Origin of the sequence: Protofrankia sp. BMG5.30, assembly GCF_001983005.1 — a bacterium.
In the GTDB taxonomy this organism is placed as follows: domain Bacteria; phylum Actinomycetota; class Actinomycetes; order Frankiales; family Frankiaceae; genus Protofrankia; species Protofrankia coriariae.
In genome coordinates this window covers 116,247-143,027 of record NZ_MOME01000015.1, presented here as the reverse complement: position 1 = coordinate 143,027, position 26,781 = coordinate 116,247, and the positions used below count along the sequence as shown (strand labels likewise).

Below are 26,781 nucleotides of genomic sequence, written 5' to 3'. Positions count from 1 at the left end.
CAGGGCAGGAAGCTTCAGCACATCGGGAGTACGTGTCACCATGACGAGCTCACCCACATCCGCCGGCACCGTGCCCGACCTGGAGCGGTACCGGCAGGCAGCCGACCGGCTGACGGCGGCGACCCGGYAGCGCACACCCTGTCCGCCCGTGCGGGACCTGCTGGGCGAGTCGGACATCGCCGCCGCGTACGCGGTGCAGCAGCTGCTCACCAGGGCGGCGGTGGGCTCCCACCGCAGCCTCGTCGGGCACAAGATCGGACTGACCTCCCCCGCGGTCCAGCGACAGCTCGGCGTCRACCAGCCCGACAGCGGTGTGCTCTTCGCCGACATGGCCAGGGCCGAGGGCTCCCCGATCGACCCGGCGGACCTGCTCCAGCCGCGGATCGAGGCCGAGGTGGCGTTCGTCCTCGGCGCCGACCTCGACCAACCCAATCTTGATCTTGAAACGGCGCGGGCCTCGGTGGCCCAGGTCCTGCCGGCGCTGGAGATCGTCGACAGCAGGATCGCGAACTGGGACATCAGCATCGTCGACACGGTCGCGGACAACGCCTCCTGCGGCCTGTTCGTCCTCGGCGCCCACCGCCAGCCGCTCGGCGATCTGGACCTGACCACCCTGACCATGGCCATGACCGCCGACGAGCGGGTGGTCTCCGAGGGTGTCGGCGCGGCCTGCCTCGGGGATCCGTGCCAGGCGCTGCTGTGGTTGGCACGCACCGCCCGGGAGTTCGGATCCCCGCTGCGCGCGGGCGATCTGGTCCTCTCCGGCGCGCTCGGCCCGATGGTCCCCGTGACGCCCGGCACCACCTACCGGGCGACCATCACCGGGCTTGGCACCGTCACCGCATCCTTCCGGAAGGATCTTTCATGAGCACCACCAAGGTCGCGGTCATCGGCTCGGGGAACATCGGCACCGATCTGATGATCAAAATCATGCGGCTCTCGTCCACGCTGGAGATAGCGGCCATGGTGGGCATCGATCCCGCCTCGGACGGGCTGGCCCGCGCGGCCCGCCTGAAGGTGCCGACCACGGCGAACGGGGTCCAGGGCCTGATCGACCTGCCGGGCTTCGACGAGATCGGCGTCGTGTTCGACGCGACGTCGGCCAAGGCCCACGTGGCGAACGCGCGCGCGCTGGCCGGGTACGGCAAGCGGCTGGTTGACCTGACCCCCGCCGCGATCGGGCCGTACGTCGTCCCGGCGGTCAACCTCTCCCAGCACCTCGACGCGCCCAACGTGAACATGGTGACCTGCGGCGGGCAGGCCACCATCCCGATGATCGCCGCGGTGTCCCGGGTGACCCGCGTCCGCTACGGGGAGATCGTGGCGTCGATCGCCTCGAAGTCGGCCGGCCCGGGCACCCGCGCGAACATCGACGAGTTCACCGAGACCACCGCGCGCGCCATCGAGGTCGTCGGCGGCGCGGACGTCGGGAAAGCGATCATCGTCCTCAACCCGGCCGAACCGCCGATGATCATGCGTGACACCGTGCTGTGCCTGGCGGACGACGCCGACCCCGACGACATCCGCGCCAGCATCGCCGCGATGGCCGCCGAGGTGGCCCGTTACGTGCCCGGATACCGGCTCAAGCAGCAGGTCCAGATCGCCCCTGTCGACCCGGACGAGCCGCTGCGAACCCTGATCGGCGACGCCGGCCCGCGGCCGGCCTGGAAGGTGTCGGTCTTCCTGGAGGTCGAGGGAGCCGCCCACTACCTGCCGGCATACGCCGGGAACCTCGACATCATGACCTCGGCCGCGCTACAAACCGCTGAACGACTGTCCGCCGCGGGGTCGCCGGCCGTCGCGTGGCCCGCGACGGTGGGGGAGCCGGCAGCGTCACCGGCGGTGTCAGCCGTTCCAGTCAGCTCGGAGGTGGCCCTGTGACCCCGCCCAGGCTCTACATCCAGGATGTGACCCTTCGGGACGGGATGCACGCCATCCGTCATCGCCTCGCCCCGGAGCGGGTACGCACGATCGCCGCCGCGCTGGACGCCGCCGGTGTGGACGCCATTGAGGTCGCCCACGGCGACGGCCTGGCGGGCGCCAGCCTGACCTACGGGCCGGGCAGCAACAGCGACTGGGAGTGGATCTCCGCGGCCACCGAGGTGATCACCAACGCCGTGCTCACCACCCTCCTGCTGCCCGGCATCGGCACCATCCACCATCTTGAACGGGCCTTCGACCTCGGCGTCAGGTCCGTGYGGGTGGCCACCCACGCCACCGAGGCCGACATCAGCCCGCAGCACATCACCCGGGCCCGCGAGCTCGGTATGGACGTCTCCGGCTTCCTGATGATGAGCCACCTGGCACCTCCGGCCGAGCTGGCGCGGCAGGCGAAGATCATGGAGGACGCCGGCGCGCACTGCGTGTACGTGACCGACTCCGGCGGGCGCCTGACGATGGGCGACGTCCGCGACCGGGTCCGCGCCTACCGGGACGTCCTCGACCCGGCCACCCAGATCGGTGTGCACGCCCACGAGAACCTGTCGCTGTCCGTGGCCAACTCGGTGGTGGCCGTCGAGGAAGGTGTCACCCGGGTCGACGCGTCGCTCGCCGGCCAGGGCGCCGGCGCCGGCAACTGCCCGATCGAGGCGTTCATCGCGGTGGCGAACCTGCTGGGCTGGCAGCACGGCTGCGACCTGTTCGCGCTCCAGGACGCCGCCGACGACATCGTCCGCCCACTGCAGGACCGGCCGGTGCGGGTGGACCGGGAGACGCTGACCCTCGGCTACGCCGGTGTCTATTCCAGCTTCCTGCGGCACGCCGAGCGGGCGGCCCGTGAGCACGGGCTGGACACCCGCGACATCCTGGTGGAGGTGGGCCGCCGCGGCCTCGTCGGCGGCCAGGAGGACATGATCGTCGACGTCGCGCTCGACCTCGTCGCGGCCGGCGCCGCCCGGGGCGGCGCGGTTCCCACCGGCGTTGGCGGCAACGACGCCGTCCTGGCCGGCGCTGTCGGCGGTGGCGCCGTCCCTGCCGGCGCCGTCCCTGCCGGCGCCGTCCCTGCCGGCGCCGTCCCTGCCGGTGCTGTCGAAGCCGGGCGGCCCGGGTGAGCGCGGCGGGACCGGCTGCCGCGCACCGGCCGCCGGTCGTACGGATACTGGTCGTACAGTCGCTGACCGCACAGCTGAGGGCCGCACAGCCGGGAGTCCCAGCGCTCACGGGGTTACCACTCAGGGAGGACAGTTGACATCACAGGCGCCGGGTGCAGGTGGTCTGGCCGCGTTCCGCGCGGCGCGGGACTTCCTGCTCGCCCACCGGGAGGACTACGACAGCGCGTACGCCGGGTTCCACTGGCCGGAGCTGACGGAGTTCAACTGGGCGTTGGAGTGGTTCGACCATCTCGGTGCCGACCCGGACAGCTCCGGCCGGACCGCGTTATGGATCGTCGAACAGGACGGCTCGGAGCGGCGTCAGACCTTCGCGCAGCTGTCCGCCCGCTCGAACCAGGTGGCCAACTGGCTGCGCGGGCGGGGCGTGACGCGCGGTGACCGTATCGTGCTCATGCTGGGCAACCAGGTCGAGCTGTGGGAGACGCTGCTCGCGGCGATCAAGCTCGGCGCGGTCGTCATCCCGGCGACCACGCTGCTCGCGTCCGCCGACCTGCGGGACCGGATCACCCGTGGCCAGGCCCGCTACGTCGTTGTCGGCGCGGCCGACACCGACAAGTTCGCCGACGTGCCCGGCGAGTACGACCGGATCGCGGTCGGAGCGCCGGTGGCGGGCTGGGCCTCCTACGCCGACGCGGCCCAGGCGCCCGCCGCGTTCGTCCCGGATGGTGTGACCCGGGCCAGCGACCCGTTGCTGCTCTACTTCACCTCGGGCACCACCGCGGCCCCGAAGCTCGTCGAGCACACCCACGCCTCCTACCCGGCCGGGCATCTGTCGACGATGTACTGGATCGGGCTCACACCCGGTGACGTGCATCTGAACATCTCCTCGCCGGGCTGGGCCAAGCACGCGTGGAGCAACGTCTTCGCTCCCTGGAACGCCGGGGCCACGGTGTTGATCTACAACTACAGCCGGTTCGACGCCGCCGCGCTGCTGGCGCAGATCGACCGGTGCGGGGTGGACAGCTTCTGCGCGCCCCCGACGGTGTGGCGGATGCTGATCCAGGCCGACCTCACGGTKGTGCGCAACCCGCCACGCAAGATCGTCGGTGCGGGCGAGCCGCTCAACCCCGAGGTCATCGAGCAGGTGGAGAAGGCCTGGGGGGTGCGCATCCGGGAYGGCTTCGGGCAGACTGAGACCACCGTGCAGATCGCCAACTCGCCGGGCCAGCTCGTCAAGCCGGGCTCCATGGGACGCCCGGTGCCCGGATACCACGTCACGCTGGTCGACGTCACCACCGGTAAGCCGGCGCAGGAGGGTGAGATCTGCCTGGACCTCGCCCAGCGTCCGCTGGGGCTGATGGTCGGCTACCGGGACGACGCCGTACGCAACGCCGAGGCGATGGCGGGTGGCTACTACCACACCGGTGACGTGGCCTCGCGTGACGCCGACGGGTACATCACCTACATCGGCCGCGCGGACGACGTGTTCAAGGCGTCGGACTACCGGATCTCGCCGTTCGAGCTGGAGAGCGTGCTGATCGAGCATCCCGCCGTCGCCGAGGCCGCCGTTGTCCCGTCACCGGACGCAATCCGGCTGGCGGTCCCGAAGGCGTACGTGGTACTCACCGACGGTCACGCGCCCGACCGGGACACCGCGCTGTCGATTCTGCGCCACGCCCGCCAGCAGCTCGCGCCGTACAAGCGGATACGCCGCCTTGAATTCGCCGAGCTGCCCAAGACGATATCCGGCAAGATCCGGCGGGTGGAACTTCGCCGTCGGGAGGAGGAACTGCATCCGCTCGGCGCCGCCGCGGCCGCTGTGGCGGGCAGTGGGGCGGCCGTCCGTGAATACCGCGACGAGGAGTTTCCGGAGCTGCGGGGGTGACGCTTTTCCGGACCGGCGGGAACTGTTCTGACAGGACCCGCCGTCCGGGAGGCGCCGGTAACGGTGCGCGCCGGGAGAAGACGCCTAGTTGTTCCAGAGGGATTTTTTTCCGAAAGAACTGGCGGGTTCCGGCCGGCGGCGTTGCATTGTGTTCAGATAGCGTGAGACGGCCTCTGCCCGGTTGGTGGCTCCGAGCTTGCGCAGAATGTGTTTCACGTGCACTTTCACGGTGCCCTCGGAAACCATCAGGCGGGTGGCGAYCCGCGCATTGGTGGCGCCGTCGGCCATATGCCGCAGAACTTCGATCTCCCGACGGGTCAGAGGCGAGTCCACAACGTCCTCGATCGCCCTGACCAGCACGTTCGTCCCGATAACCGGAACGGGCTCGGCGGGGGCGCCGGCGGGTTTCAGGGACATGTCGTCCGCCGTGAAGGATGCCATCAGGTCGGATATACCCGCCGTATAGGTACACAACTGGTCGCGAAGGGCCAGCATCCGGTCGGCGAACACGGCACGCTCGATCGCGTAGCCCAGGCCCTCCATGAACAGCCCGATGGCCTCGCGGTCCAGAGTGTCCACGTGCCGCCGGTCGGTGTACGCGTCGGCGTGCATGAAGCCGATCACCGACGACATCGACACGATCGGTGCGGCGACGTAGGAACGTGAGCCAGTTACAATCTTGAGCAGGGGATGTACCTGCGGGTTTGCCTGGGCATCCCTGATCAGGATCGGCTGCCGCCGGTGGACCATGTCGGTCTCCAGCACCTGCTGGTCCAGCAGGACCGGGTCCGTGCTGCCGGCCTTCACCATCAGTGCGGCAAGATCCGGATCGCCTCGGACGTAGGCCGACCTCGCCACCCAGCGGGAGTTCTGGATCTGGGACAGCAGAGCACGTCCGAAACCGAGTTTTTCGACCTCGGCGGGAGCTCTGGTTATCAGGTCCTGGACCGTGGAGAGATCCCGCAACCGGCTCAACGTATTGCGTACGTCGGCCAGCGTCGACGTTCGCTGGGCCAGCATCGCGTCACGCAGGGATATCCGGATCTGGCAGAGCCGGGTGAGCGCCGCGATCAGTTCCGCGTGCGCCTGGCCGCCGGTCTGCTCCACGCCGGCGGCCAGCCGTTCGGTAATGGCGTCCTGGGCCGCCGCCAGGGACATCTCCGCGGTGTGCGCGTCCAACGGGGTGATGCTCAGCGGCGCACAGTCCCAGCCGGTCAGCCTGGCTACCAGCTGGAGAATGGAACGCACACGTTCGAGCTCGTTGCGTGGCAGCTCGGGACGGCGGAGGAACCAGTTCTCGCCCCGCGCCGCGCGCGAGCGTCCGCCACCATCACCGGAGCTGGTAGTGGACATGATGGCCTCCGTTTCCTCGTCATCGAGAGCCGTCCGGAACACGAATCGCGGTCGGTGCCGCCGGGGCGACGCGCGGGCCGGTCCGCCTGACGCGGAAAGGTGCTGCCTGTCCAAGATTGAATAGTAGGACGACGACGGGCTCCGGGCCAGCAGGTACCGGGTTCCGAGGGGCGTTCCGAAGGGGCGCTGAGGGATGTTGAGGGGGGTGCTGAGGGGGTGCTGAGAAGTTTTGTGGTGCCTGCTCCGGCGCTGGTCGTCAGCGTACATCCGTTTGGCGCGGCGCCCGGTGCGGGTTGTCCGGTATGCCCTGTCGGCGATCACTGTTGATCCCTTCGGGGCGGATAGCGGTCACGCTCCGCCAGGCTTTCGACCGGCCCGGTGGAGCTCCTCGTACCAGCGCCCCCGTATCGGCCTCCCTCCGCGCCGGCGGCTGGAGCCGTCCCGCGAAGCCGAGTCCGTGATCGTCGGTACGGGATGTTGGACGGAGGTGTTGACCCGTTGCCGGTCGGCCCTGGTTGGGTCATGATGCTGAAAAGGCCGCATGTGGCGATCTTGCGGCTGTTGTGGTGTGACCAGGCTGGGCACCGTTGGCCCCGATTCGATCGGGATCCCGGTGTTCCGCCGTTGGTGGCCATGCTCCGGCGTTGGTGTCGTCGGTGACGCGGCATCGCCGACGCGCCCTGCTGGTAGCCGACTGTGCGCGACCGTGACGAGGCAATCATCCTTTGTGACGGCGTGCCGGTGCGGTGTCATCTCGGGAATGGGACAGGCATAGCGGCCAACGCGATCGTGGTTGTCGCGTTCCGCACCTTATTCTAAGGCGGAATAAAATGATTTCTTTCGAATTCTCCGAGGAACAGGAGGACTTCCGGCGTGCGCTCGTCCAGTTCGCTGAGAATGTACTACTGCCCGGTTATCGGGACCGGGCGGCCCGTACGGACTACCCGTTCGACATCCAGCGTCAGCTCGCCGATCTCGGTGTGCTCGGCATCGGCCTGCCCGAGCAGTTCGGCGGCACCGGCGTCGAGGATCCGATCACGCTCGGGCTCGCGGCGGAGACGCTGGCCTACGGCGACGTGAACATCGCGTCCGCGCCGGTGCAGGTCGGGCTTGTGGGATCTCAGCTGGCACACGGCACCACGGCCGTGCAGAAGGAGTACCTGCCGCGGCTGATCGCCGGTGAGATCACGGTGGCGATCGCGCTCACCGAGCCCGGCTCCGGCTCCGACGCAGGCGCGCTGCGCACGGTCGCCGAGCCGGTGGCCGGCGGCTGGCGGCTGCGCGGTGAGAAGACCGCCATCTCGTGGGCCTGCAACGCCACCGCGACGCTCGTCTACGCCCGCGAGCCGGGGTCCGCGCGCTCGAAGGGGGTGAGCTGTTTCGTCGTCCCGACCGATACTCCGGGCGTGACCGTCAGCCACATGCCGGGGATGGGCTGCCTGCCGCTGGGCTGGGGATCGATCCACTTCGACGAGGTGTTCGTGCCGACGGAGAACCTCATCGGTGAGTACGGCCGGGGCTTCCACAGTGTCATGAGCCACTTTGATTTCAGCCGTGCCGCGCTGGGCCTGATGTGTCTCGGCGCGGCCCGGGCCAGCCTCGACGAAGCCGCTGACTATGCCCTGCAGCGGGAGGCTTTTGGCCGTCCGATCGCCGAGTACCAGGGCATATCTTTTCTTCTTGCCGAGCAGGCCACCTATCTGGAGGCCGCACGGTGGCTGTGCTATCGGGCGTTGTGGCTGCGCCATGCCGGCCGGCCGCACACCGCGCATGCCTCCATGAGCAAGTGGTGGCCGCCAATTGTCGCCAAGGACGCGATCGAGGCGGCCATGAAGATCTACGGTAACCTCGGCTACGCGACCGAGTTCCCGTTGCAGCAGAGATTTCGTGATGTCATGGCCTATCTGGTCGCGGACGGCACGGCAGAGATCCAGAAGCGCATTATCGCCAAGGACGTTCTGGGTGGGAGGCACGGGAAATGATCACGGTCGGGCTGGACGTGCACGAGTCGATTCTCTCGACGAGCCCACAGCAGCGGCGTGATCTGCTCGGTCGTGTCCATGCCGCGGGGCTCGACCACGTGGTCGTCGCCGATCATGTCAGCTTCCACGGCGGCCGGGGCTTCGACGGGCTGGTGTCCGCCACCGCGGCCCTGACCAGCAACGACGATCTGCCCGTGCTGCTGGGCGTCTACCAGCTCGCGCTGCGGCATCCGACCACCGTCGCCCGCCAGCTCGCCTCGGTCTCCCAACTGGCGCCGGGCCGGCTGATCCTCGGGGTCGGCGTGGGTGGGGAGGACCGCTCCGAGCCGCTCAACTGCGGCGTCGACCCGTCGACCCGGGGACGCCGCCTCGACGAGAGCCTGCGCGTGCTGCGTGCGCTCGCCTTGGGCGATGCGGTCGATCACAGCGGGGAGTTCTTCGAGCTCAAGGACGCGCGGGTGCTGCCGGCTCCGACGCCCAGGATCCCGATCGTGATCGGCGGCTCGTCGGCGGCCGCGGTACGGCGGACCGTGCGCTTCGGCGACGGCTGGCTGGGGATCTTCTGCTCCGCCCGGCGCTTCGCCGCGACCCGCGAGCAGATCGCCGAGGTGGCCCAGCAGGAGGGCAGGCCGCTGCCGTCCTGGTACGGACTGAACCTCTGGTGCGGGATCGACACCCAGGCGAGCAGGGCCAGACAGCTGGTGGCCGAGCGGATGGAGCGGCTCTACCACCTGCCCTACGAGAAGTTCGAGCGGCTGGCGCCCGCCGGCACGCCGGAACAGGTGGGGGAGTGGCTGCTGCCCTACCTCGAGGCCGGCTGCGAGCACTTCACACTGGTGGCGACCAGCACGAGCTGGGAGGCCAGCGTCGAGTACACGGCCGAGGTGAAGCGGTACCTGCTCGAGCACGCGCCAGCCTGATCCGCCCTGGGCGCGCCCGGCCCTCGTCCGCCYCGGGCGCGCCCGCGGGAGGCCCGGATGTTCTTACCGGCCGACATCAACAAAATATCAACGCGAAACACCGGCCGAACAAGTAGCGTATGATCATGCTTCCCGCGCGTTCTCCCGGTTCCCGGGGAACCCGGGCCTRCCGCCGGCGGGAAAGCCGTTCTCCGGGTGGGCCATGGCCTATCCGATGACCTACCTGGTGGCCCACCTGTCGTCGTGAGCTCGTTGCCGTCGGGGGAAAGCCTCTCTTTGGAGGGGCAACTACCCCCCCACTGGGAGATGTGATCCGGCACACAAAACGGTACCGTTCGTTCCTGGCGCGTTGCCTCGCCGAACTTTTCCCGGCAACGCGAATACCGCAACAATCCCGGTCGGCGATGGCATCACAGGAGGAGATGCTGCCGTGCTGGTAGACCTTCGGACGCGTGCTGGGACAGGTATTGTCCGCGGCCATCTCGCCGAGGATCTCCGCCGGTGGTTGGTGAGCCTGGCCAGAGCGGGCGTGAATGCTCGCGCCCGCTTTTCGCCCTGGATTACCTGCTTGCCGGGACGGCGGCCGTGATGAACCGTGACGCGCCCGCGGTCCGCCGCGTGCGGCAGTCATATCGCCGGCCGACTCGGTGCGTCGACGAAAGGAGGCATGGGCATGACAAGTTCCCCGGTGGGCGGCTGGCTCGACGGCGTGGACATGGTCGCCGTGGTGCGCGGGAGTTCGCGCGGGTTCACCGTGCTCGTCCTCGGCGGGCTCGTTGCCCCCGCCGTGGCGACGGTGTCCGGGGCGCTTGGCGCGCTGGTCCTCACCGGCTCGGCCGCGGCCGCTTTCGTGGTGGCAGCTCTGCGTCAGGGAACGACCACCGATGGTGGGCGGCACGGTGCGCTGGCCGCGGTCGGCGCCTATCTGCTGGTGCTTCCGCTGGTACTGCTGGCACAGGCTGGACGGAATCCGGTGCAGATCTCGATGACTCTCGCGGCCGCGGTGATCGTGGGGTTCGTGGCCGGCTCGGTGGCTACCCGGCGGCGGTCGCCCGGCAGCGGCCGCAGTGGCGGTAACAGCCACAGTGCCGCTGGCCGCCGTGGTGGCGCTGGTAGCCACAGCGGTGCCGCCAACCGTGGTGCCGCCAACAGCCGCGGTGGTGCCGCCAGACATGGTGGTGCCGCCAGGCATGGTGGCGTCAGCAGTCGCGGCGCTGCCGCCGGCCGCGGCCGCGGTGGCCGCGTCGGCGTGCGGTCGGCGGGTGAGCGCGCATGAGCGTACCGGCTGTGACCGCCCCGTCGGTTCCTGGCAGCCGCCGCCGGGTGCGCAGGAACAAGGCGCCGAAATGGGTTGACGCCATACGGCGACCGCTCCAGCAGGGCGGGGAGATGGTGCAGCTGGCCGGGCAGGTTTTCGGCAGCGCGATCCGCCACCCTGTCGGCTACTGGGGTGAAGTGCGCGACCAGATGTTCGAGATCCTCAAGCTGTGCTGGATACCGATGATGGTGTCCTGTACGGCGTTCGGTTTCGGCGCGCCGGGCCTGCAGGGCGGCAACCTCTTCCTGCTCTTCGGCATCCCCGAACGTCTCGGCTCCTTCTTCATCATGGCCAGCGTCCGCGAGTTCGCTCCGTGGATCAACGCGATGGTGGTCGCCGGTGTCATGGGCACCGCGATGACAGCGGACCTCGGCGCGCGCCGGATCCGTGAGGAGATCGACGCGATGGAGGTGCTCGGCGTCGATCCCATCCGCACCCTGATCGTCCCACGGGTACTGGCGATCACGCTCATGACCGGACTGCTCGACCTGGTCGCGCTCGCGTTCGGTGTGCTCGGCGGTTACATGRCCTCGGTGTGGGTGCTCGGCGCCAACAGCAGCGCGTTCTTTGAGAACTTCTTCGCCAATGCCACCGTCACCGACGTGTGGGCCAGCGTCGCGAAAACGACGATCTTCGGCCTGCTCATCGGAGTCGTGTGCTGCTACAAGGGCCTGCGCACCCAGGGTGGGCCGATCGGTGTGGGACGCGCGGTCAACCAGGCCGTGGTCATCTCCTTCGCCGCCATCTGGATCTTCAACTACGTCTTCACAACCATCTTGCTCGGGCTCAACCCCGACATGCAGGTCTTCAAGTAAGGGCCGAGAGCGACCATGACCACCCCAGTGGACAAGCCATGACCACGCCCGTGGACGAGTTCGACCGGCTCGGGCAGCCGCGGGTCGCGGCGCCGAAGCCGCAGGATACTGTGATCACGCTGGGCGGTATGCAGCGTGGGGTGAAACAGGCCGTCACCACCGGTGGCGAGATCGCCCAGTTCTCTGCCCGGACCATTCGTGACTTCGGCGACATCCGTCACTACGCCTCGGAGGTCTTCCACCAGGCCGGCATCCTGATCCTGTCCAGCGGCCTGATCATCTGGTCGATGCAGTTCATCATGGGGATGCAGTGCGGGCTGGAGGCCAGCTACACCCTCAAGCAGATCGGCGCCCCGCTGTACTCGGGTATTTTCAACGCCTACTGTTCGCTGCGTGAGATGGCGCCGTACATGTACGGCTACATCTTCGCGGCGAAGGTCGGCTGCGGGCTGGTCGCCGAGATCGGTTCGATGCGGATCGCCGACGAGATCGACGCCATGGAGGTCATGGGCGTCAGGTCGCGCAGCTATCTGGTCGGTACCCGGATCATGGCCGCCTGGATAGCGATGCCGTTCCTGTTCACGGTCGGGCTCGGGCTCATGTACATATCGATGTACCTGGTGACCGTCGTGCAGCTGGGCGGGGTGTCCGCCGGTGGCTACAACTACATCTTCTGGCTCTACCAGAATCCGCTCGACTTTCTCTTCTCAATGATCAAGATGTTGTCGATGGGCACGACGATCGTGTTCGTCAGTTGTTACTACGGCTACACCGCCAGCGGTGGATCCGTCGGGGTCGGCAAGAACACCGCGAAATCGATGATGCTGAACATGGTGTTGATCCATGTCATTGGGCTGCTCACCACGCAGCTTTTCTGGGGGCTCAGCCCCAACGCCCCGATCGCGAACTAGCGCCGACTGGTAGCCGTCAGGAGGACAAGTGCCCACCCAGAATTCCGCCGAGATCATCCCGGGGATGACCCTGCCCGAGCCGCGGCTGTTGGACACCAACGGCCGCGTGCACAGCATGGAAGTACGCAACGTGCACAAGACGTTCGGTGACTTCCGCGTGCTCCAGGGGCTGAACCTGAACTTCGTGGACGACGCGATCACCACGATCCTCGGCCCGTCCGGTACCGGCAAGAGCGTTATGATCAAGCATCTTGTCGGACTGCTCGCGCCCGACGCCGGTGAGGTCCTCATCTTCGGCAGGGACATCTGGAAGATCTCCGAGCGCGAACGCTACGAAATACGCAAGCGGTTCGGCGTGCTGTTCCAGGACGGCGCGCTGTTCGGTTCGATGAACATCTACGACAACACGGCCTTCCCGCTGCGCAAGCACACCGACATGTCCGAGTCCGAGATCTCCGACATCGTGCTGGAGAGGCTCACCGAGGTGGGCCTGGAGAAGTCACTGACCAAATATCCGAGCGAGGTCTCCGGTGGTATGCGCAAGCGCGCCGGTTTCGCGCGGGCACTGGTGCTGAACCCGGACATCGTGCTGTTCGACGAGCCGGACTCCGGTCTGRACCCGGTACGCACGAGCCTGCTCAACGACCTGATCCTGGAAATGCACAGCCGGCACAAGGGTACCTACATGCTGGTGACCCACGACATCCGCACGGCGCGCAAGGTCAGCGACTACGTGGGTGTGATCTGGAAGGGCAAGGTCGTGCACTACGGCGAGGCCGAAGAGGCATTCAACTCCGACAACCCGTTTGTCCGGCAGTTCCTGTCCGGCGAATCGGCCGGGCCACTGGGGATGGACTGACAGAGGATGAGAAGGATCGGGCTGGTCGCGCTGGCCGCCGTGGTCGTGCTGGTCGCGAGCGGTTGGACGCTGTTCGGCAACGACTACCGGGTCGGGGTGCTGCTGGGGTCGGCGACCAACATTGTCAAGGGTGGCTCGGTGATGGTGAACGGCTTCGAGGCCGGGTCCGTCTCCGGTATCAGGGTCAAGGACGGCAAGGCGTATCTCGAGCTGACCCTCGACTCCGACCATGCGCCGCTGCATTCCGGCGCGACCGTCTCCGTTGCCTGGAAGGCGTTGCTGGGGGAGCGGCTGGTGGAGGTCCACGACGGGCCGACGAGCAACCCGCGGATCCCGTCCGGGGGAATGCTCGAGGGGACGATGGACCAGCCGACCGAGCTGGACCAGGTCCTCAACGCGCTCGATCCCACGACACGCACCCACCTGTCGTCGCTGGTACGTGAGCTCGACGGCACGCTGCAGGGCAACGAGCAGGACGTCAGGGCCACCCTGCAGTCGGCCGGCCCCGCGCTGTCCGCCGTGGGCCAGGTGCTCAAGGGGATCGGCACCGACGGTCCGGCGATCAAGAACCTGGTCGTCACCCTGAACCAGTTGACCAGCACGCTCGCGGCCCGTGACGGCAACCTGCGCGGCATCATCAACGACCTGACGCACCTGACCTCGGTGGTGGCCGGGCAGCGCCAGCAGCTGTCGACGTCGTTGCAGAAACTGCCCGGCACGCTGGACCAGGCGAACAGCACGCTGGCCGTGGTGCCCGGGGTCGCGGACAAGGCCGTGCCACTGCTGAACGACCTGCGCCCCGCGGCCGAGAAGCTGCCGTCGGTGTCGCGCAACCTCCGGCCGCTGCTCGCGGACCTGCGCCCGGTCATCGCCGACCTGCGCCCGACGCTGGTGGCCGCGGACGAGCTGCTGGACATCACACCCGGGCTGCTCGACCAGGCGCACGCGGCCGTGCCCGGGACCACCGCCGCGCTGGACTACCTGCAGCCGGCGTTCGCCTTCCTGCGCCCGTACACGCCGGAGGCGGTGTCCTTCCTCGGCCAGTGGGGGTCGGCCTTCGCCAACTACGACGCCAACGGCCACTATGCGCGAGGCCACATCCAGGCCGGCGCCACCAGCGTCAACCACAACCCGGGCGTGCTTGTGCCTGGTCTGCGCAACGATCCCTACCCGTTGCCCGGCGCCATCGGGAACCAGCCCTGGACCGACGCCTTCGGGAGCAGCGCTCGATGACGAACCTGACAAGAAGGAACCTGGCGCCGAGCCGCCGCCGTGGGTCGCTGCCGCGGCTGGTCGGGGTCGCGCTGGTGGCGCTGCTGGCCACCGCCGCCACGACCACCGGGCTGGTGGCGAACGGCAGCCCGTCCAGCTGGGTGGTGCACGCGAAGTTCGCCGACGCCAGCCCGCTGCTGGTGGGCAACGAGGTCAAGCTGAAAGGCGTCAAGGTCGGCCGGATCGCGGGCATGCGGGTGGACTCGGACGGCCACGCGGACGTGACGATGGAGCTCGACCCGGCCGCGATGCCGCTGCACACCGACGCCCGCCTGACCGTACGTCCGCTCAGCCTGCTCGGCGAGCGCTTCCTGGAGCTCGACCAGGGCAGCCCGGCCGCGCCCGCGCTGCCGCGCGGAGGCGTGATCCCGGCCACGCAGACCGGGCGGAACACCGACCTCGACGAGGTGCTCAACACCGTCGACGAGCCGACCGGCGAGTCCCTGGCCGCGCTGGTGACCGTGCTCGGCGAGGGCCTGCAGGGCAACGGCGGCAACATCGACGACACCGTCCGGGCGCTCGCGCCGGCGATGCGCGACACCGACTCCCTGGCGAAGGTGCTCGACGAGCAGAACACCCTGCTGAACAACCTGGTGGACAACGTCGAGCCGGTCGCGGACGCGCTCGCGCGCGACGACGGCAGGACCCTCGACAACCTGGTCTCCTCCACCCAGCGGCTGCTGGGCACCACGGCGGCCAGGCAGCAGGTGCTCGAGCGGACCCTCGCCGAGCTACCGGCCACCCTGAGCAGCGCGCGGGCCACGCTCGCCGAGCTGACCTCGACGGCGGGGGCCACCGTGCCGACCCTGAAGGCGATCCGTCCCACCACCGACAACCTCAGTCAGATAAGCGCCGAGCTCGACCGGTTCGCCGCCTCGGCCGATCCCGCGCTGGCGAGCCTGAACCCGGTGCTGCAGAAAGCACAGGCACTGCTCGACGAGGCCAGGCCGGTGGTCAGCACGCTGCGCCCCAGCGGGCCGGACACGGTGGCGGTCGCCTCGTCGCTCAGGCCGCTCGTCGGCGAGCTGAGCGACAACATCGTCAACGTCTTCAACTTCATCAAGTACTGGGCGCTGGCCACCAACGGCTCGGACGGGGTGTCGCACTACTTCCGCGGAATGGTCGTGGTCACCCCGGAGATTCTCACCGGCCTGGTTCCCGGGCTCGGTTCCAACCTCGGCGTCGGTGGCTCACCGCTGCCTCTGACCAAGAATCCCAGTGGCCAGCCGTTCGACCAGGCAGTGACCGGGCCCCAGCAGCCGGGCGGCGGCCCGGCGGGGCAGACGGGTGGCGTCACCGGCCTTCTCAGCGGCCTGCTTGCCCCCGCGCCGACCGCGGACGGCGGTGTCACCGGGCTCAACCAGCAACAGGAGAGTGGCATGCTCGGCTTCCTGCTCGGAGGCAGCTGATGGCAGGCGGGACGGCAAACGGCTGGGCACGCCAGCGTTCGCTCCTGATCGGCATCGGGCTGGTGGTGGCGTTCGCCATCTCGATCTACATCGCGCTCACCGCCAGCGGTGGCCTGCCCGGAACGAGCGGGCGCAGCGTGAAGGCGGCCTTCGACGAGGTCGGCTCGCTGCGCAATGGCGACGACGTCCGCATCGCCGGCGTCCGGGTCGGGCAGGTCAAGGACGTCCGCATCGTCGACGGCCAGCCGCTGGTCACCCTGAGATTCGACAAGGGGCGCAAGATATACCGCGACGCGTCGGCGCTGACCGCCACGGTCAGCGCGCGCTCCGCCCTGGGACAGAAGTACGTGGACTTCCGGCCGGGCACGCCGGACACCGGGGAGCTGGGTCGTAACGAGATCATCCCGGCCTCGAAGACCGGGGACGCCCAGGAGCTCTCCGACGTGCTGCGAGTGCTCGACCAGCCCACCCGCGACGCCCTGGGCTCGACGCTGCGCGAGGTCGGCGGCGGGGCGAGCGGCCACTCCCAGGACTTCAAGGACGCCGCCGCCGCGCTGCCGCAGGAGCTGCCCGACCTCGCCACGGTCTCCCGGGCGCTGTCGGTGAACAACGGCGCGGACCTCACCGACCTGCTGCGCGCCGCCGACAGCCTGTCCCAGTCGTTCGAGGGGCACCAGCAGCAGCTGGCCGAGCTGGTCGACCGGGTCAGCACAACCCTTCAGGCGCTCGACGTCGACGACCAGGCCCCGCTCGGCGCCACCCTGGACAGGGTCCCGCAGACGCTGGTCGACGCCCGTGGCGCACTCGACCAGCTGCGCGCGCCGCTGGCCCAGACGGGCCAGGCGATGACCGGGCTGCAACCGGGCGCCGTCGCGCTCGGCAACGCCACCGAGGACGTCCGGGGTGTGCTGCGCGAGGGCGTGCCACCGCTGGAGAAGGTCCCCGGCGTCGCGGGGCAGGCCGACCCGGTGGTGCCCCAGCTGACGAAGGTCCTCAGCGACGCGAAACCGCTGGCACCGCGGCTGGTCGATGCCCTGGGCAACGCCCGGCAGCCGTTGGGGGTCGCCGCGCCGTACGCGCCGGAGGTGTCGCTGTTCTTCTCCTACATGGCGGACGCGCTCTCCGACGGGGACGCCGCCGGGCACTGGCTACGGATCTATCCGGTCATCGGCAGCGAGACGGTCAGCGGCATCCTGCCGCTGCGGGATCCGCTCACCAACCGCAACGCCTACCCGGTCCCTGGGCAGGCCGCCCGCGACAAGAGCACGTCGGTTCTCGGGAACCGGCGGTGAGGGGCTGACATGGCCGCGATCACAAGACACCTACGTGTGACGCCGCTGCGGCTCGGGGCGCTGTTCATCGTCGTCTCGCTGCTGGCCGGCCTGGCGCTGTTCAACAAGAACCGCATCCTCGTCACCCTGCGGTCCGGGGACAGCTTCGACATCGAGTTCACCGCCGACAACCGGCTGGCGCCCTACCGCAGCCAGGTCAAGGTGGCGTTCGTACCGGTCGGCGTGGTCACCGGCGTCAGGGAGACCGACAACGGCGGCGCGCGGGTCACGGTGAAGGTGGACGGCGACATCCGCGGCAAGCTCGGGACCGAGCCGAGCGCGGTGATCCGCCCGACCACCCTGCTCGGCGGCAACTACTTCGTCGACCTGGTCYCCGGCGGCCGGCCCGGCAGGTTCACCGGCACCATCCCGGTGGAGCGCACCAAGCTGCCGGTGGAACTGGACAAGATCGTCGCCGCGCTGCAGCCCTCCGCGCTCGACGGTCTGCGCAAGACGACCGCCAACCTCGACGAGACGCTGGGCAACGGCGGAAGCGAGGCGATCGACCAGCTCGTGGCCCACGCGCCGGACACCCTGGACCCGGCCGCGGCGGTGGCCGGCGCGGCACTGGGCAGCAAACCCGACACCGACCTGCCCAGGCTGGTGACCAACCTGCAGGCCACCGCGCGCGAGCTCATCGACAAGCAGGGCCAGCTCGACGCCATCGTCACGGACCTGAACACCACCACATCGGTGCTCTCCAGGCGCACGACCGACATCTCCACCGCGGTCTCCCGCCTGCCGTCCACCCTGGACGCCACCGACGCGGGCCTGGCCCGGCTGAAGACGACGCTGGAGAAGCTGCGCGACACCGCCGGGCCGGCGCAGCCGGTGGTGCGCAAGCTGGACACCGTGCTGACGACCGCGGACCCCGTGCTGGCCGAGGCGCGGCCCGTGGTCAACCAGCTGCGCGGCGTCCTGGTCGACGCCCGCCCGCTCGTGCAGGACCTCGTGCCGGCCGGCCGGCAGGCCACCACCGTGCTCGACGACCTCAGCGGCCCCGTGCTCGACCGGCTCAACGGGCCGGTCAAGCAGTTCGTGCTCGCGCCGTACCACGGCACCGGGCCGTACGCGGCGGCCAGTTCGGACAAACCCCTGTACCAGGAGCTGGCATACATGGCCACCACGCTCGCCCGCACCTCGGTGCTCTCCGACCGCAACGGGGCCCTGATCGCCCTGCAGCCCGGTGTCGGGGTGGGCTCGGTCGGCGGCCTGCCGATCAGCCTCGAGCAGCTGCTCGTCGGACTGTCCAACCAGACCGGGGTCGCGCTGCAGAAGGGAGCCCAGCCGCGATGAGCAGCCGTGTACAGCGCCTCCGGCGGATCTGGGGGCGGATCGGGACCGAGCCCGGTCTCAGGCGCAACGTGCTGGCGCTGGCGGTGCTGATCGCGCTGGCCGCGATCTCCGGCAGCATCATCCTCAGCAAGCAGCGGCTCAGCGTGCCCTGGGACAACAAGTTCACCTTCTACGCGACCTTTGCCGGCACCCCCGGGGTCAGCCCCGGCCACGGCCAGGAGGTGCGCATCGCCGGAGTGCCGGCCGGCGAGATCGTGGGCGCGGGCGTCGACAACGCCGGGCACGCCCGGCTCGAGCTAGCCATCGACCCGAAGTACCGGGTCTACGACAACGCCCGCGTCGTCCTGCGGCCGAAGAGCCCGCTCAACGAGATGTACGTCGAGCTGAGCCCCGGCTCCCCGCAGCAGGGCAAGCGGCTGTCCAAGGGCGGCACGCTGCTGCTGGCGAGCTCACAGCGGCCGATCGAGATCGACGAGGTGCTCGGCCATCTCGACGACAACGCCCRCTCCGCGCTGACCTCCCTGCTGGAGGAGTCCGACGCGGCCCTGGCCTCCGCGCCACAGCAGCTCCCCGAGGGGCTGACCGCCACCGACACGGTGGTGACCAGGCTCCAGCCGGTGCTCGCCTCGTTGCAGACCCGCCGGGACACCATCCAGCGGCTGGTCACCGCGCTCAGCCAGATCTCCACGGCCATCGGCGGTGACGACGGCCGGCTGCGCACGCTCGCCGACTCGTTGCAGACGACGCTGGGCGCGGTGGGGGAGCACAGCTCGGCGGCCGACTCCGCGCTCGCCCAGCTGCCCGATCTGACCAACCAGCTCAAGCTGGCCACCGAGGCGGTGCAGGCACTCAGCGGCGAGCTGGATCCGACGCTGGACAACCTCAGGAACGCCTCGTCGTCCCTGCCCGGCTCGCTGACCAGACTCGACGGCACGCTGCGGCAGCTGGACAAGACCCTCGACCAGYTCGGCCCGGTCGTGCAGAAGGCCGACCCGGTGGTCAAGGACCTGCGGCCCTATGTCGGGCAGCTGGGCGTGGCGCTGCCTGATCTGACCGCAAGCACCGGGCGGCTGGATCCGGTCACCGCCACGCTCGTGTCGTACCTGCCCGACCTCGGCGGCTTCATCCTCAACACCCGGTCGATGACGAGCCTGGCGGACGCCAACGGCGGGATCCTGCGCGCCCTGCTCGAGGTCACCCCCAGCTCGCTGCCGGTCACCGGCCTGAAGTCCCTGTCCACTCCGACGGTGAGGTAGACGGTCGCGATGCGGATCCCACACGCCGTGATGCCGGTCGTCCGGCTGGCGTTCCTGCTGGTGTTCATGACCTTCTGCGCGCTGACGTTCGGCTACCTCTGGGTGAACTCCGGCGGCAAGCTGCCGGTGATCTCCGATTCGGGGTACCAGGTCGGGCTGCACATGGCCCGGGTGTCCAACCTCGTCAACGACTCCGACGTGATGGTGGCCGGGGTCAAGGTCGGCAAGGTGGACACGCTCTCCGTGGACGGCAACAACGCCGACATCGTGGTGCGGCTGAACTCCGCCTACCCGCTGCACCAGGGCGCCGTCGTGCAGGTGCGGGAGAAGACCCTCGTCAACGAGACCTTCCTGGAGATCGCGGACGGCGACGGGCCGGCGCTGCCCAGCGGCGCCCGGCTGCCCGACGGCGCGGGCCGGCCCGCCACCGAGCTGGACGACGTGCTGGCGAGCCTGGACGCGGACACCCGCGCCTCGCTCGCGAGCAGCGTGCGGTCGCTTGGCGCGGCCACCGAGGACGGCAGGCAGAGCGTCTCCCAGGCGCTGCAGGGCCTCGGTGACCTCGGCCGCGAGGGCCGGACCGCGCTCGACGCCCTGGCCGCGCAGTCGAAGGACCTTGAGCAGGTGACCAGTTCGGCGGCCACCCTGCTCGCCGCGCTCAACACCCGTCAGGGGCAGATCGGCCAGCTCGTCGAGGACGCGAACCTGCTCGCGCAGGCCACCGCGGACAACCGCGCGCCGGTGGAGGAGATCGTGCGTAAGCTGCCCGGCGTGCTGGACACCACCAGGAACGCCACCACCGGGCTGCGCAACGTCGCCACGGCACTGTCCCCGGTCGCGCAGAACCTCCAGGCCGCGGCGCCGGACCTCTCGGCCGCGCTGACCGAGCTCCCGCAGACCTCGGCGGACCTGCGCGGGCTGCTGCCCGCCCTGGATGGCGTGCTGGTCGCCGCGCCGGACACCCTCACCCGGGTGCCCCCCGTCGCGGGCGACCTCACGGCGCTCATCCCGAGCCTGCGGGTGGACCTGGCCGACCTCAACCCGACCCTGGCCTACCTGCGGCCCTACGGGCACGACATCGTGGCGTTCTTCACCAACTTCGGCCAGTCGGCGGCCACCGGTGACGCCAACGGCCGGGCGCTGCGGATCTTCCTGGGCCTCAACGAGCAGTCGGTCAAGGGCCTCCCGCTCAACACGAACATCGGCCCGCTGAACAAGTCCAACCCGTTCCCGCCGGCGGGAGCGTCCACCAACCCCGGTCCCCGAAACGACCCGTATCCGCGGGTGCAGCCGGACCCACGATGATCAGGAGGCGATTACCCGCCCTCCTCGCGGTTCTCGCCGCTGTGCTGGCCGCCGGTTTCATCATCGGCGGCCTGGCGAGAAGCCGGGTCGAGACCGGGATCGGCTCGTTCCTGCCGGCCCACGACCGCACCGTGGAGCAGCTCGACGAGCTGGCCTCCTCGTTCGGCGGCGACCCGATCGTGATCCTGCTGGAGAGCACGCAGCCACGGCTGCTGCTCGACAGCGACCATCTGCACCGCCTGCTGCGCCTGGAAGGGCAGCTGACCGGGCTCGGCGACGTCGCCGCGGTCTACGGGCCCGCCACGACGCTGAACCAGATCGCCGGGCAGATGCAGGACTTCCTCGCCGAGCTCTCCGGCCGCCGGGACGCGGTGCGAGCCACCGCCGAGGTCGCGGCGCGGGGCGCCGGCGCGACCGAGCAGAAGGCCCGCGAGGCCGGTGACAGCGCGATCGCCCAGTTCGACCAGCGCTACGGCCCGCTGGTCGTGCAGGGGCTGCCCGCCGGGCTGCCGACGCTGGGCAACGAGCGGTTCGTCCAGTCGGTGGTCTTCGCCCAGGGCCAGGCGCCCCGTCCCCAGTGGCGGTTCGTGGTGCCCTCGCAGAACGCGGTGGCGGTGCTCGTCCGCCCACGCCAGGGCATCGACGCCGGCGCCGCGCAGCGCCTGGTCGACCGGGTGCGCGGCACCGTGCGCGGCGCGGGCCTCGACGGTGCGCGGGTGACGGTGTCCGGGGTGCCGGTGCTCGCGGCCGGTGTCAGCGACCAGGTTCGCTCCGAGGCCCCGCGCCTCGGCGGCATCGCCGTCGTCCTGATCGGTGCCTGTTTCCTGTTCGTGCCGTGGACGCGCCGGCGCCGCCGCCTGCTCCCGCTGGCCTCGACGCTGGTCGCGATCGGTCTGACGCTGGCGATCCTGGGCTGGGCGGGCAGGCCGCTGTCCCTGGGTGTGGTGGCCTTCCTGCCGGTGCTGCTCGGGATCGGCAGCTACTATCCGACCTACTTCACCCGCAACGCCCGGCGCCGGGTCGTGCTGACCGTCGCCGCCGCCACCTCGGCGAGTTTCGCGACGTTGCTCCTCTCGCCGCTGCCGTTCGTACGCGATCTCGGCCTGACGCTGTCGATCGGTGTGCTCGTCTCCGCCGGTCTCGGCGCGCTCCTGCCGGCCGTACCCGCCGGCTCCGCCCGTGCCGACGAGCCGGCAGCGGCCGAGTCCGTTCCGGCGCACCAGCCGTCCCGGGCGCGCCGCCGCGGGACGGGGCTGGCCGTGGCGGTGGCCGTGGTCGTCGCCGCGGCCGGCTGGGCGGCGCTGCCGGGCCTGCGGCTCGACAGCGACTTCGAGTCGCTCGCGGCCGGCGCGTCCACGCTGAAGGACGCGCAGCACGTCGAGAGCGTCGTCGGCTCCTCCGGGGAGCTCTCCGTGGTGCTGCGCGGGGTGGACGTCACCAGCCCGGCGGCGGTGGAGTGGATGCGCGTCACCCAGCAGCGCCTCATCGCCGACCACGGTGACCAGCTGCGCCCGGTGGTCTCACCGCCCACGCTGCTGCAGTTCCTCGGGCCGGACAGCACCGCCGAGCAGATTGGGGCGGCGCTGCGGCTGCTGCCGCCGTATCTGGCCGGTTCGGTGATCCGGGGCGACCACCAGGTCGCCACCATGGTCTTCGGGGTCCGCATGGACGACCTCGACGCGCTGCGGGCGTTGCGGGACGACATCGGCCGCGTCCTCGTCCCGCCGTCGGGATTCCAGGTGGAGATCGCCGGGCTGTCCATGGTGGCGGTGCGGGGCCAGGAAATGCTCTCCTCCGAGCGGACACTCGGCAACCTGCTCGGGATCTCCGCGGCGGCGGCCGTGCTCGCGGTGGGGTTGCGCCGTCGCGGCGACGCCCTGCGGGCGCTGGCGGCCGCGGCGCTGGCGACCGGCGCCGGGCTGTTCCTGCTGTGGGTGCTCGGTATCCCGCTCAGCCCGATCACCGTGGGCCTGGGCTCGCTGACCGCCGCGGTGGGATGCGAGTTCACCGTGCTGCTGAGCGAGGCGGCCCGCCGGGGTGGACGCGCGCTGCGCACCCCGGTGCTACTGGCGGCGACTACTTCGGCGGTCGGCTATCTCGTCCTCGCCGCCTCTGATCTGGCCGTGATCCGGCAGTTTGGAGTGCTGCTCGCCGGTGCGGTGGGTCTCGCGCTTGCCGCCGCAGGGGTAGTCGTGGCGGTGGCGCATCCGCGATCCTCCAGGGTGCGGCCCGAACCCGGGCCACGCCCAGTAGCGCACGAGTTGGTTGGAGTGAAGTAGATGCCTGCCGAAGCCGACACCGATGTCGAGCCGGACGCATTAGCCGAGGACGGAGGCGTCCCGGCCGCCGGAAGCACCGGGAGGGGTGGCGGCGAGCCGGCCAGGGACGAACCCGCCAGGGGTCCGCTCGCCACAGACGCACCGGCCAGCAACGGATCCGCCGAGAGCAAGCCCGGCAAGGGCGGATCTGTCGGGGGCGACAATACGGAGGGTGAACCCGTCGGGGACGAACCTGCCAAGGACAGGTCGGCCGAGGCCAAGCCCGCGGTGACCAAGCCGGCAGTGGACAAGCCGGCGGTGGACAAGCTTGTCGCGGGCGAGCCGGTCAGGGACAGGCAGGCCGAGGACAAGCGGGCTGAGGACAAGCCCGCGGGGGACGACAGTACGGAGGACGACAGTACGGAGAGTGAATCCGCCGGGGGCGAACCGGCCAAGGGCAAGCTTGCGACGGCCGAGCCCGCCAGGGACGAACCCGCCGGGAACGACCTTACGGAAAGTGAGCCCGTCAGCGACAAACGCGCGGCGGACGGGCCCGGCGAGGACAGGCCCGCCGGGGACGCTCGTCCGGAGGGCGAATCCGACGAGGACGAGCCCGCCGGGGAGAAGCCCCGCGCGAAGGGCGGCGGGGACAGGGACGCCGACGAGCCAGCCGGCGGGAAGAACGCCGACGAGCCCGCCGCGGACGACGGTTCGGACACCGGCGCGGACACCGATGAGCGCTCACGCCCGCGCCGCGTCATCGGGCGGGTCCGCCAGATCCGTCCGCCCCGCTCGTTACGGGGGCGCATCGTGCTGGCGGCCGTCCTGGTCGTGCTGCTCGGCGGTGGGGTGGGCGGCTACCTGTGGCACGCGGCCGGCGCGCTGCCCGACGGTGTCGCCTTCCGGGTCGCCGGCCAGGACGTCAGCGTCGACGAGCTCGACCGTCGGGCCGAGACGCTGCGTGCCCTCTACGGGATCCAGGCGCCGGCCGACGACCCCGCCAAGCTCGACACCTTCCGCCGCGATGTCGCCAAGTCCTACGCGGTCGGCATCATCCTCGACCACGCCGCCACCGACGCGAAGATCGTGATCGCGGACAAGGCGGCGCAGGACGCCCTGAGCCGGTTCATCGAGCAGCAGTACGGCGACGGCAGCGGCGCCAGGGACCAGTTCATCCAGGCGCTCGGCACCGTCGGCACCAACGAGCAGGCGGTGCTCACGGAGATGAAGCGCCAGCTTGCCATCAACCAGCTCTTCGAGCGCATCGCCGGTACTCCCGAGATCTCCGACAGCGAGCTGCGCACCCAGTTCGACCAGCACAAGGACGAGCTCGCCACCCCGGAACGCCGCGACCTGCGCAACATCGTCGTGTCGTCGCAGGCCGAGGCCGACCAGATCGTGCGGGACGCCGCCGCCGGCACGCCGTTCGAGCAGCTCGCGCAGCAGCGCAGCCTGGACGGGAGCACCAAGGACAACGGGGGTGCGCTCGGCGCCGTCGGCGCGAGCCAGCTCGACGCCGCGTACGCCCYGGTGGCGTTCGCCGCCCCGGTCGGTGGCGTGTTCGGCCCGGTCCAGACCCAGTACGGCTGGAACGTCGGCAAGGTGATCCAGATCCTGCCACCGGCCCCGGCCGTGTTCGACCAGATCAAGGACGACCTGCGCCAGCAGCTGCAGATGGAGCGCCAGCTCACCATCTGGCGGGACTGGATGGCCGGCGCGATCCGGAAGGCCCATGTCAGATACGCCGACGGCTACCGCCCCGCGGATCCGGACTCGCCGCCACAGACCGACAACGCCACCAGCGCCTCTGTTCCGGCCACGCAGTCCTCCGCGCCACCGGCAGGCGGCTGATGAACCGGCGGCGGGAGCGGGGCCCGGCCACGGGCCCACGATGGTGATCTCCGTCATCGTCCAGGTCGGCCTCGGCCTGATCGTGTTCGCGGTCGGGTGGTGGGGTCGTCACAACGCCGAAGTTCTCGTCCCCGTCCGGCCGTTCGACGACAACCGGGAACGCCGGGTGCGGGTGGCCCGCCGCGGCGCGGTCGCCTGCCAGGTGGTCGGGGTGCTCCTGGCGCTGACGAATCTCCTCCTGCTGTTCTGAGAATCCCCGCACGGCCGCGGGCGGGTATCCCGTACCCGATCCGGGAAACGCTTTTCGGAGATATCGGGAAAACGCAGGCCGGTCGAGCGGGGACGCCCGCGCCGAGCGGGGTCGGGAAACGCCCGCGGCCGGGCGGGAGCGGCCGTGCCGGGCGGGAACGTGATTTACGGAAGGCGTGTCCCGCCGGAACGGTACGGCAGCGGAACGACGCGGCGGCAGGGAGGGGTTTGCGGTGGGGTCGCCGGGTGGGTGACGGCCCCACCGCTAGCGCTTCCGCAGGTGATTTCGTGTCGATTCGGCGAGTAGCATGATCGCGCCGACCACGAACGCGAAGAAGACCAGCACGGCCTCCCAGTGAGCGCCGGTGGCCAGTACGACAACCGCCACGACGGCCAGCACCTGCAGCACCTGCTGGGCCCACCGTATGCGCAGCAGCAGCGCCACGAGCGCGGCCAGGACGGCGATGCCCACCCCCAGCGCGAGCAGGTCCTGCGGCCGCACCTGCTCGGCTGTGCGAACCGTGCCCTCGCCGAGCTGGTCGCTCAGGTCCCGCGCGGCGCGCTGGTCGGGGTCGCTGGCCAACGCGTCCATCCCGGCCCACAGCGTGGTGAATCCCACCACCAGCCAGCACACGACAGCCACGCCGAGCAGTGCCGGGAAGCCACCGGACCGACCGGCTGTGGCACGTCTCGCGGTGTCCCCACCCGTCGGTGTCACGGGGCTGTTCGTCGCGGTGCTGCCCGTCACGGTGTTTTCCGTCGTCGCCTGCCGGTGGCTCCCGCTGGCGCGGTCGGGACGCGGCCGTGACCGCGCGGYCGGGGTGTCGCGGTGCCGGGGTGAAGTCGCCATTGCCGTTCCTTTCCTCCGCCGCGTAACGAAAGTAACAGCCGGCCGTGGCGCGGTACCGGGCGAAGTATTCCTATCGAGGGATCGAAACACCCCGCACGAGCGATGAGACGCACGCCGGGCCGCAATAGCTTCTGTGCACTGGTACACGATACGGGCCGCTGATTCCAGGCGTCCTTCCCCGCATCCGACAGGAGAAGAGATCATGGCTTTCTTCGCCGACGCCGCCGAAGTGGACAAGTACATCGGCGAGATGTTCCGGCTGGCCGGCGACCATCCCGAGGTCGGCGACAGGATCAAGGCGGCGAACATCGTCCTGCGGGTCGAGTACTCGGATCCGGACTGTGTGCTGACTGTCGCCTTCCAGGACCCGGTACGCGCCGAGCCCGGCGAGACCGACCTGACGCCGGACATCACGCTGGTCATGCGGGCCGACATCGCGAACCAGTTCTGGCGCGGGGAGTACAACCTGGCCGTCGGCCTGGCCAAGGGACAGGTCAGGGCCAAGGGGCCGGTCAGCAAGATCCTCAAGTTGGTGCCGCTCACCAAGCCGCTTTTCCCCGTCTACCGCGATCTTGTCAAGGACAAGGACGCGGCGATCTCCTGAGCGCGGA

At 70.1% G+C, this 26,781-nt stretch carries 22 protein-coding genes; 20 read left to right on the top strand and 2 right to left on the bottom strand.

Annotated features, from left to right (window positions below; translation table 11 throughout):
• Positions 1–40: 40 nt before the first annotated feature.
• From BL254_RS09870 to BL254_RS09855, 4 genes are all read left to right on the top strand, one after another.
• Complete coding sequence (locus tag BL254_RS09870; protein ID WP_076843132.1) at positions 41–868, top strand: 2-keto-4-pentenoate hydratase; 828 nt, start codon at positions 41–43, stop codon at positions 866–868.
• Positions 865–1,881, top strand: coding sequence for an acetaldehyde dehydrogenase (acetylating) (locus BL254_RS09865; RefSeq protein ID WP_047223256.1), 1,017 nt, complete (start codon positions 865–867; stop codon positions 1,879–1,881). The genes BL254_RS09870 and BL254_RS09865 overlap by 4 nt, the downstream gene beginning before the upstream one ends.
• Complete coding sequence (gene dmpG / locus BL254_RS09860; protein WP_076843158.1) at positions 1,878–3,050, top strand: 4-hydroxy-2-oxovalerate aldolase; 1,173 nt, start codon at positions 1,878–1,880, stop codon at positions 3,048–3,050. Before BL254_RS09865 ends, dmpG begins: the two co-directional genes overlap by 4 nt.
• Positions 3,051–3,183: 133 nt before the next feature.
• Entirely contained in the window at positions 3,184–4,935 is a 1,752-nt protein-coding gene (locus BL254_RS09855) for an AMP-binding protein (protein ID WP_047223308.1), read from the top strand.
• An 84-nt stretch (positions 4,936–5,019) separates the two neighbouring features.
• On the opposite strand, the gene BL254_RS09850 is transcribed toward BL254_RS09855, so the two are convergent.
• Positions 5,020–6,288: a LuxR C-terminal-related transcriptional regulator gene (locus BL254_RS09850; RefSeq protein WP_175648335.1), complete on the bottom strand. Its 1,269-nt coding sequence runs from the start codon at positions 6,286–6,288 to the stop codon at positions 5,020–5,022.
• 830 nt (positions 6,289–7,118) lie between these two features.
• Between BL254_RS09850 and BL254_RS09845 the strand changes: the two genes are divergently transcribed.
• The 15 genes from BL254_RS09845 (at position 7,119) to BL254_RS09775 (ending at position 25,321) form a co-directional block, all read left to right on the top strand.
• Positions 7,119–8,270, top strand: coding sequence for an acyl-CoA dehydrogenase family protein (locus BL254_RS09845; RefSeq protein ID WP_047223255.1), 1,152 nt, complete (start codon positions 7,119–7,121; stop codon positions 8,268–8,270).
• Positions 8,267–9,190: an LLM class flavin-dependent oxidoreductase gene (locus BL254_RS09840; RefSeq protein ID WP_076843130.1), complete on the top strand. Its 924-nt coding sequence runs from the start codon at positions 8,267–8,269 to the stop codon at positions 9,188–9,190. The genes BL254_RS09845 and BL254_RS09840 overlap by 4 nt, the downstream gene beginning before the upstream one ends.
• Positions 9,191–9,863: 673 nt before the next feature.
• A complete protein-coding gene (locus tag BL254_RS09835; protein WP_139342248.1) occupies positions 9,864–10,466 on the top strand; it encodes a hypothetical protein in 603 nt (200 codons plus the stop codon).
• Positions 10,463–11,323, top strand: a complete 861-nt coding sequence (locus tag BL254_RS09830) for an ABC transporter permease (protein WP_083730954.1) — start codon at positions 10,463–10,465, stop codon at positions 11,321–11,323. The genes BL254_RS09835 and BL254_RS09830 overlap by 4 nt, the downstream gene beginning before the upstream one ends.
• Positions 11,324–11,361: 38 nt before the next feature.
• The gene (locus tag BL254_RS09825; protein WP_076843128.1) at positions 11,362–12,234 is read left to right on the top strand and encodes an ABC transporter permease; all 873 of its coding nucleotides are present in this window, start codon (positions 11,362–11,364) and stop codon (positions 12,232–12,234) included.
• A gap of 64 nt (positions 12,235–12,298) precedes the next feature.
• Positions 12,299–13,093 carry an ABC transporter ATP-binding protein gene (locus BL254_RS09820; RefSeq protein ID WP_076843156.1) on the top strand — a complete coding sequence of 265 codons (795 nt, stop codon included), beginning with the start codon at positions 12,299–12,301 and terminating at the stop codon, positions 13,091–13,093.
• Between the two features lie 6 nt (positions 13,094–13,099).
• A complete protein-coding gene (locus BL254_RS09815; protein WP_047223253.1) occupies positions 13,100–14,326 on the top strand; it encodes an MlaD family protein in 1,227 nt (408 codons plus the stop codon).
• Entirely contained in the window at positions 14,323–15,774 is a 1,452-nt protein-coding gene (locus BL254_RS09810; protein ID WP_047223252.1) for an MlaD family protein, read from the top strand. Before BL254_RS09815 ends, BL254_RS09810 begins: the two co-directional genes overlap by 4 nt.
• Positions 15,774–17,066 carry an MlaD family protein gene (locus BL254_RS09805; RefSeq protein WP_047223251.1) on the top strand — a complete coding sequence of 431 codons (1,293 nt, stop codon included), beginning with the start codon at positions 15,774–15,776 and terminating at the stop codon, positions 17,064–17,066. The genes BL254_RS09810 and BL254_RS09805 overlap by 1 nt, the downstream gene beginning before the upstream one ends.
• Positions 17,067–17,075: 9 nt before the next feature.
• A complete protein-coding gene (locus BL254_RS09800; protein WP_076843127.1) occupies positions 17,076–18,401 on the top strand; it encodes an MlaD family protein in 1,326 nt (441 codons plus the stop codon).
• A complete protein-coding gene (locus BL254_RS09795) occupies positions 18,398–19,657 on the top strand; it encodes an MlaD family protein (protein WP_076843126.1) in 1,260 nt (419 codons plus the stop codon). Before BL254_RS09800 ends, BL254_RS09795 begins: the two co-directional genes overlap by 4 nt.
• Before the next feature lie 9 nt (positions 19,658–19,666).
• On the top strand, positions 19,667–20,962 hold the full coding sequence (locus tag BL254_RS09790; protein ID WP_076843125.1) for an MlaD family protein: 1,296 nt from the start codon (positions 19,667–19,669) through the stop codon (positions 20,960–20,962).
• Positions 20,959–23,241: an RND transporter gene (locus BL254_RS09785; protein WP_047223248.1), complete on the top strand. Its 2,283-nt coding sequence runs from the start codon at positions 20,959–20,961 to the stop codon at positions 23,239–23,241. The genes BL254_RS09790 and BL254_RS09785 overlap by 4 nt, the downstream gene beginning before the upstream one ends.
• Positions 23,242–25,071 (top strand): peptidyl-prolyl cis-trans isomerase, encoded by a 1,830-nt coding sequence (locus BL254_RS09780; protein ID WP_076843124.1) that lies wholly within the window; start codon positions 23,242–23,244, stop codon positions 25,069–25,071.
• A 40-nt stretch (positions 25,072–25,111) separates the two neighbouring features.
• Positions 25,112–25,321, top strand: coding sequence for a hypothetical protein (locus BL254_RS09775; protein ID WP_047223247.1), 210 nt, complete (start codon positions 25,112–25,114; stop codon positions 25,319–25,321).
• A gap of 264 nt (positions 25,322–25,585) precedes the next feature.
• On the opposite strand, the gene BL254_RS09770 is transcribed toward BL254_RS09775, so the two are convergent.
• Positions 25,586–26,068, bottom strand: coding sequence for a hypothetical protein (locus BL254_RS09770; protein WP_139342247.1), 483 nt, complete (start codon positions 26,066–26,068; stop codon positions 25,586–25,588).
• A 304-nt stretch (positions 26,069–26,372) separates the two neighbouring features.
• Here BL254_RS09770 and BL254_RS09765 point away from each other — a divergent pair, with 304 nt between their 5' ends.
• Positions 26,373–26,774 carry a hypothetical protein gene (locus BL254_RS09765; protein ID WP_047223245.1) on the top strand — a complete coding sequence of 134 codons (402 nt, stop codon included), beginning with the start codon at positions 26,373–26,375 and terminating at the stop codon, positions 26,772–26,774.
• Positions 26,775–26,781: the final 7 nt, after the last annotated feature.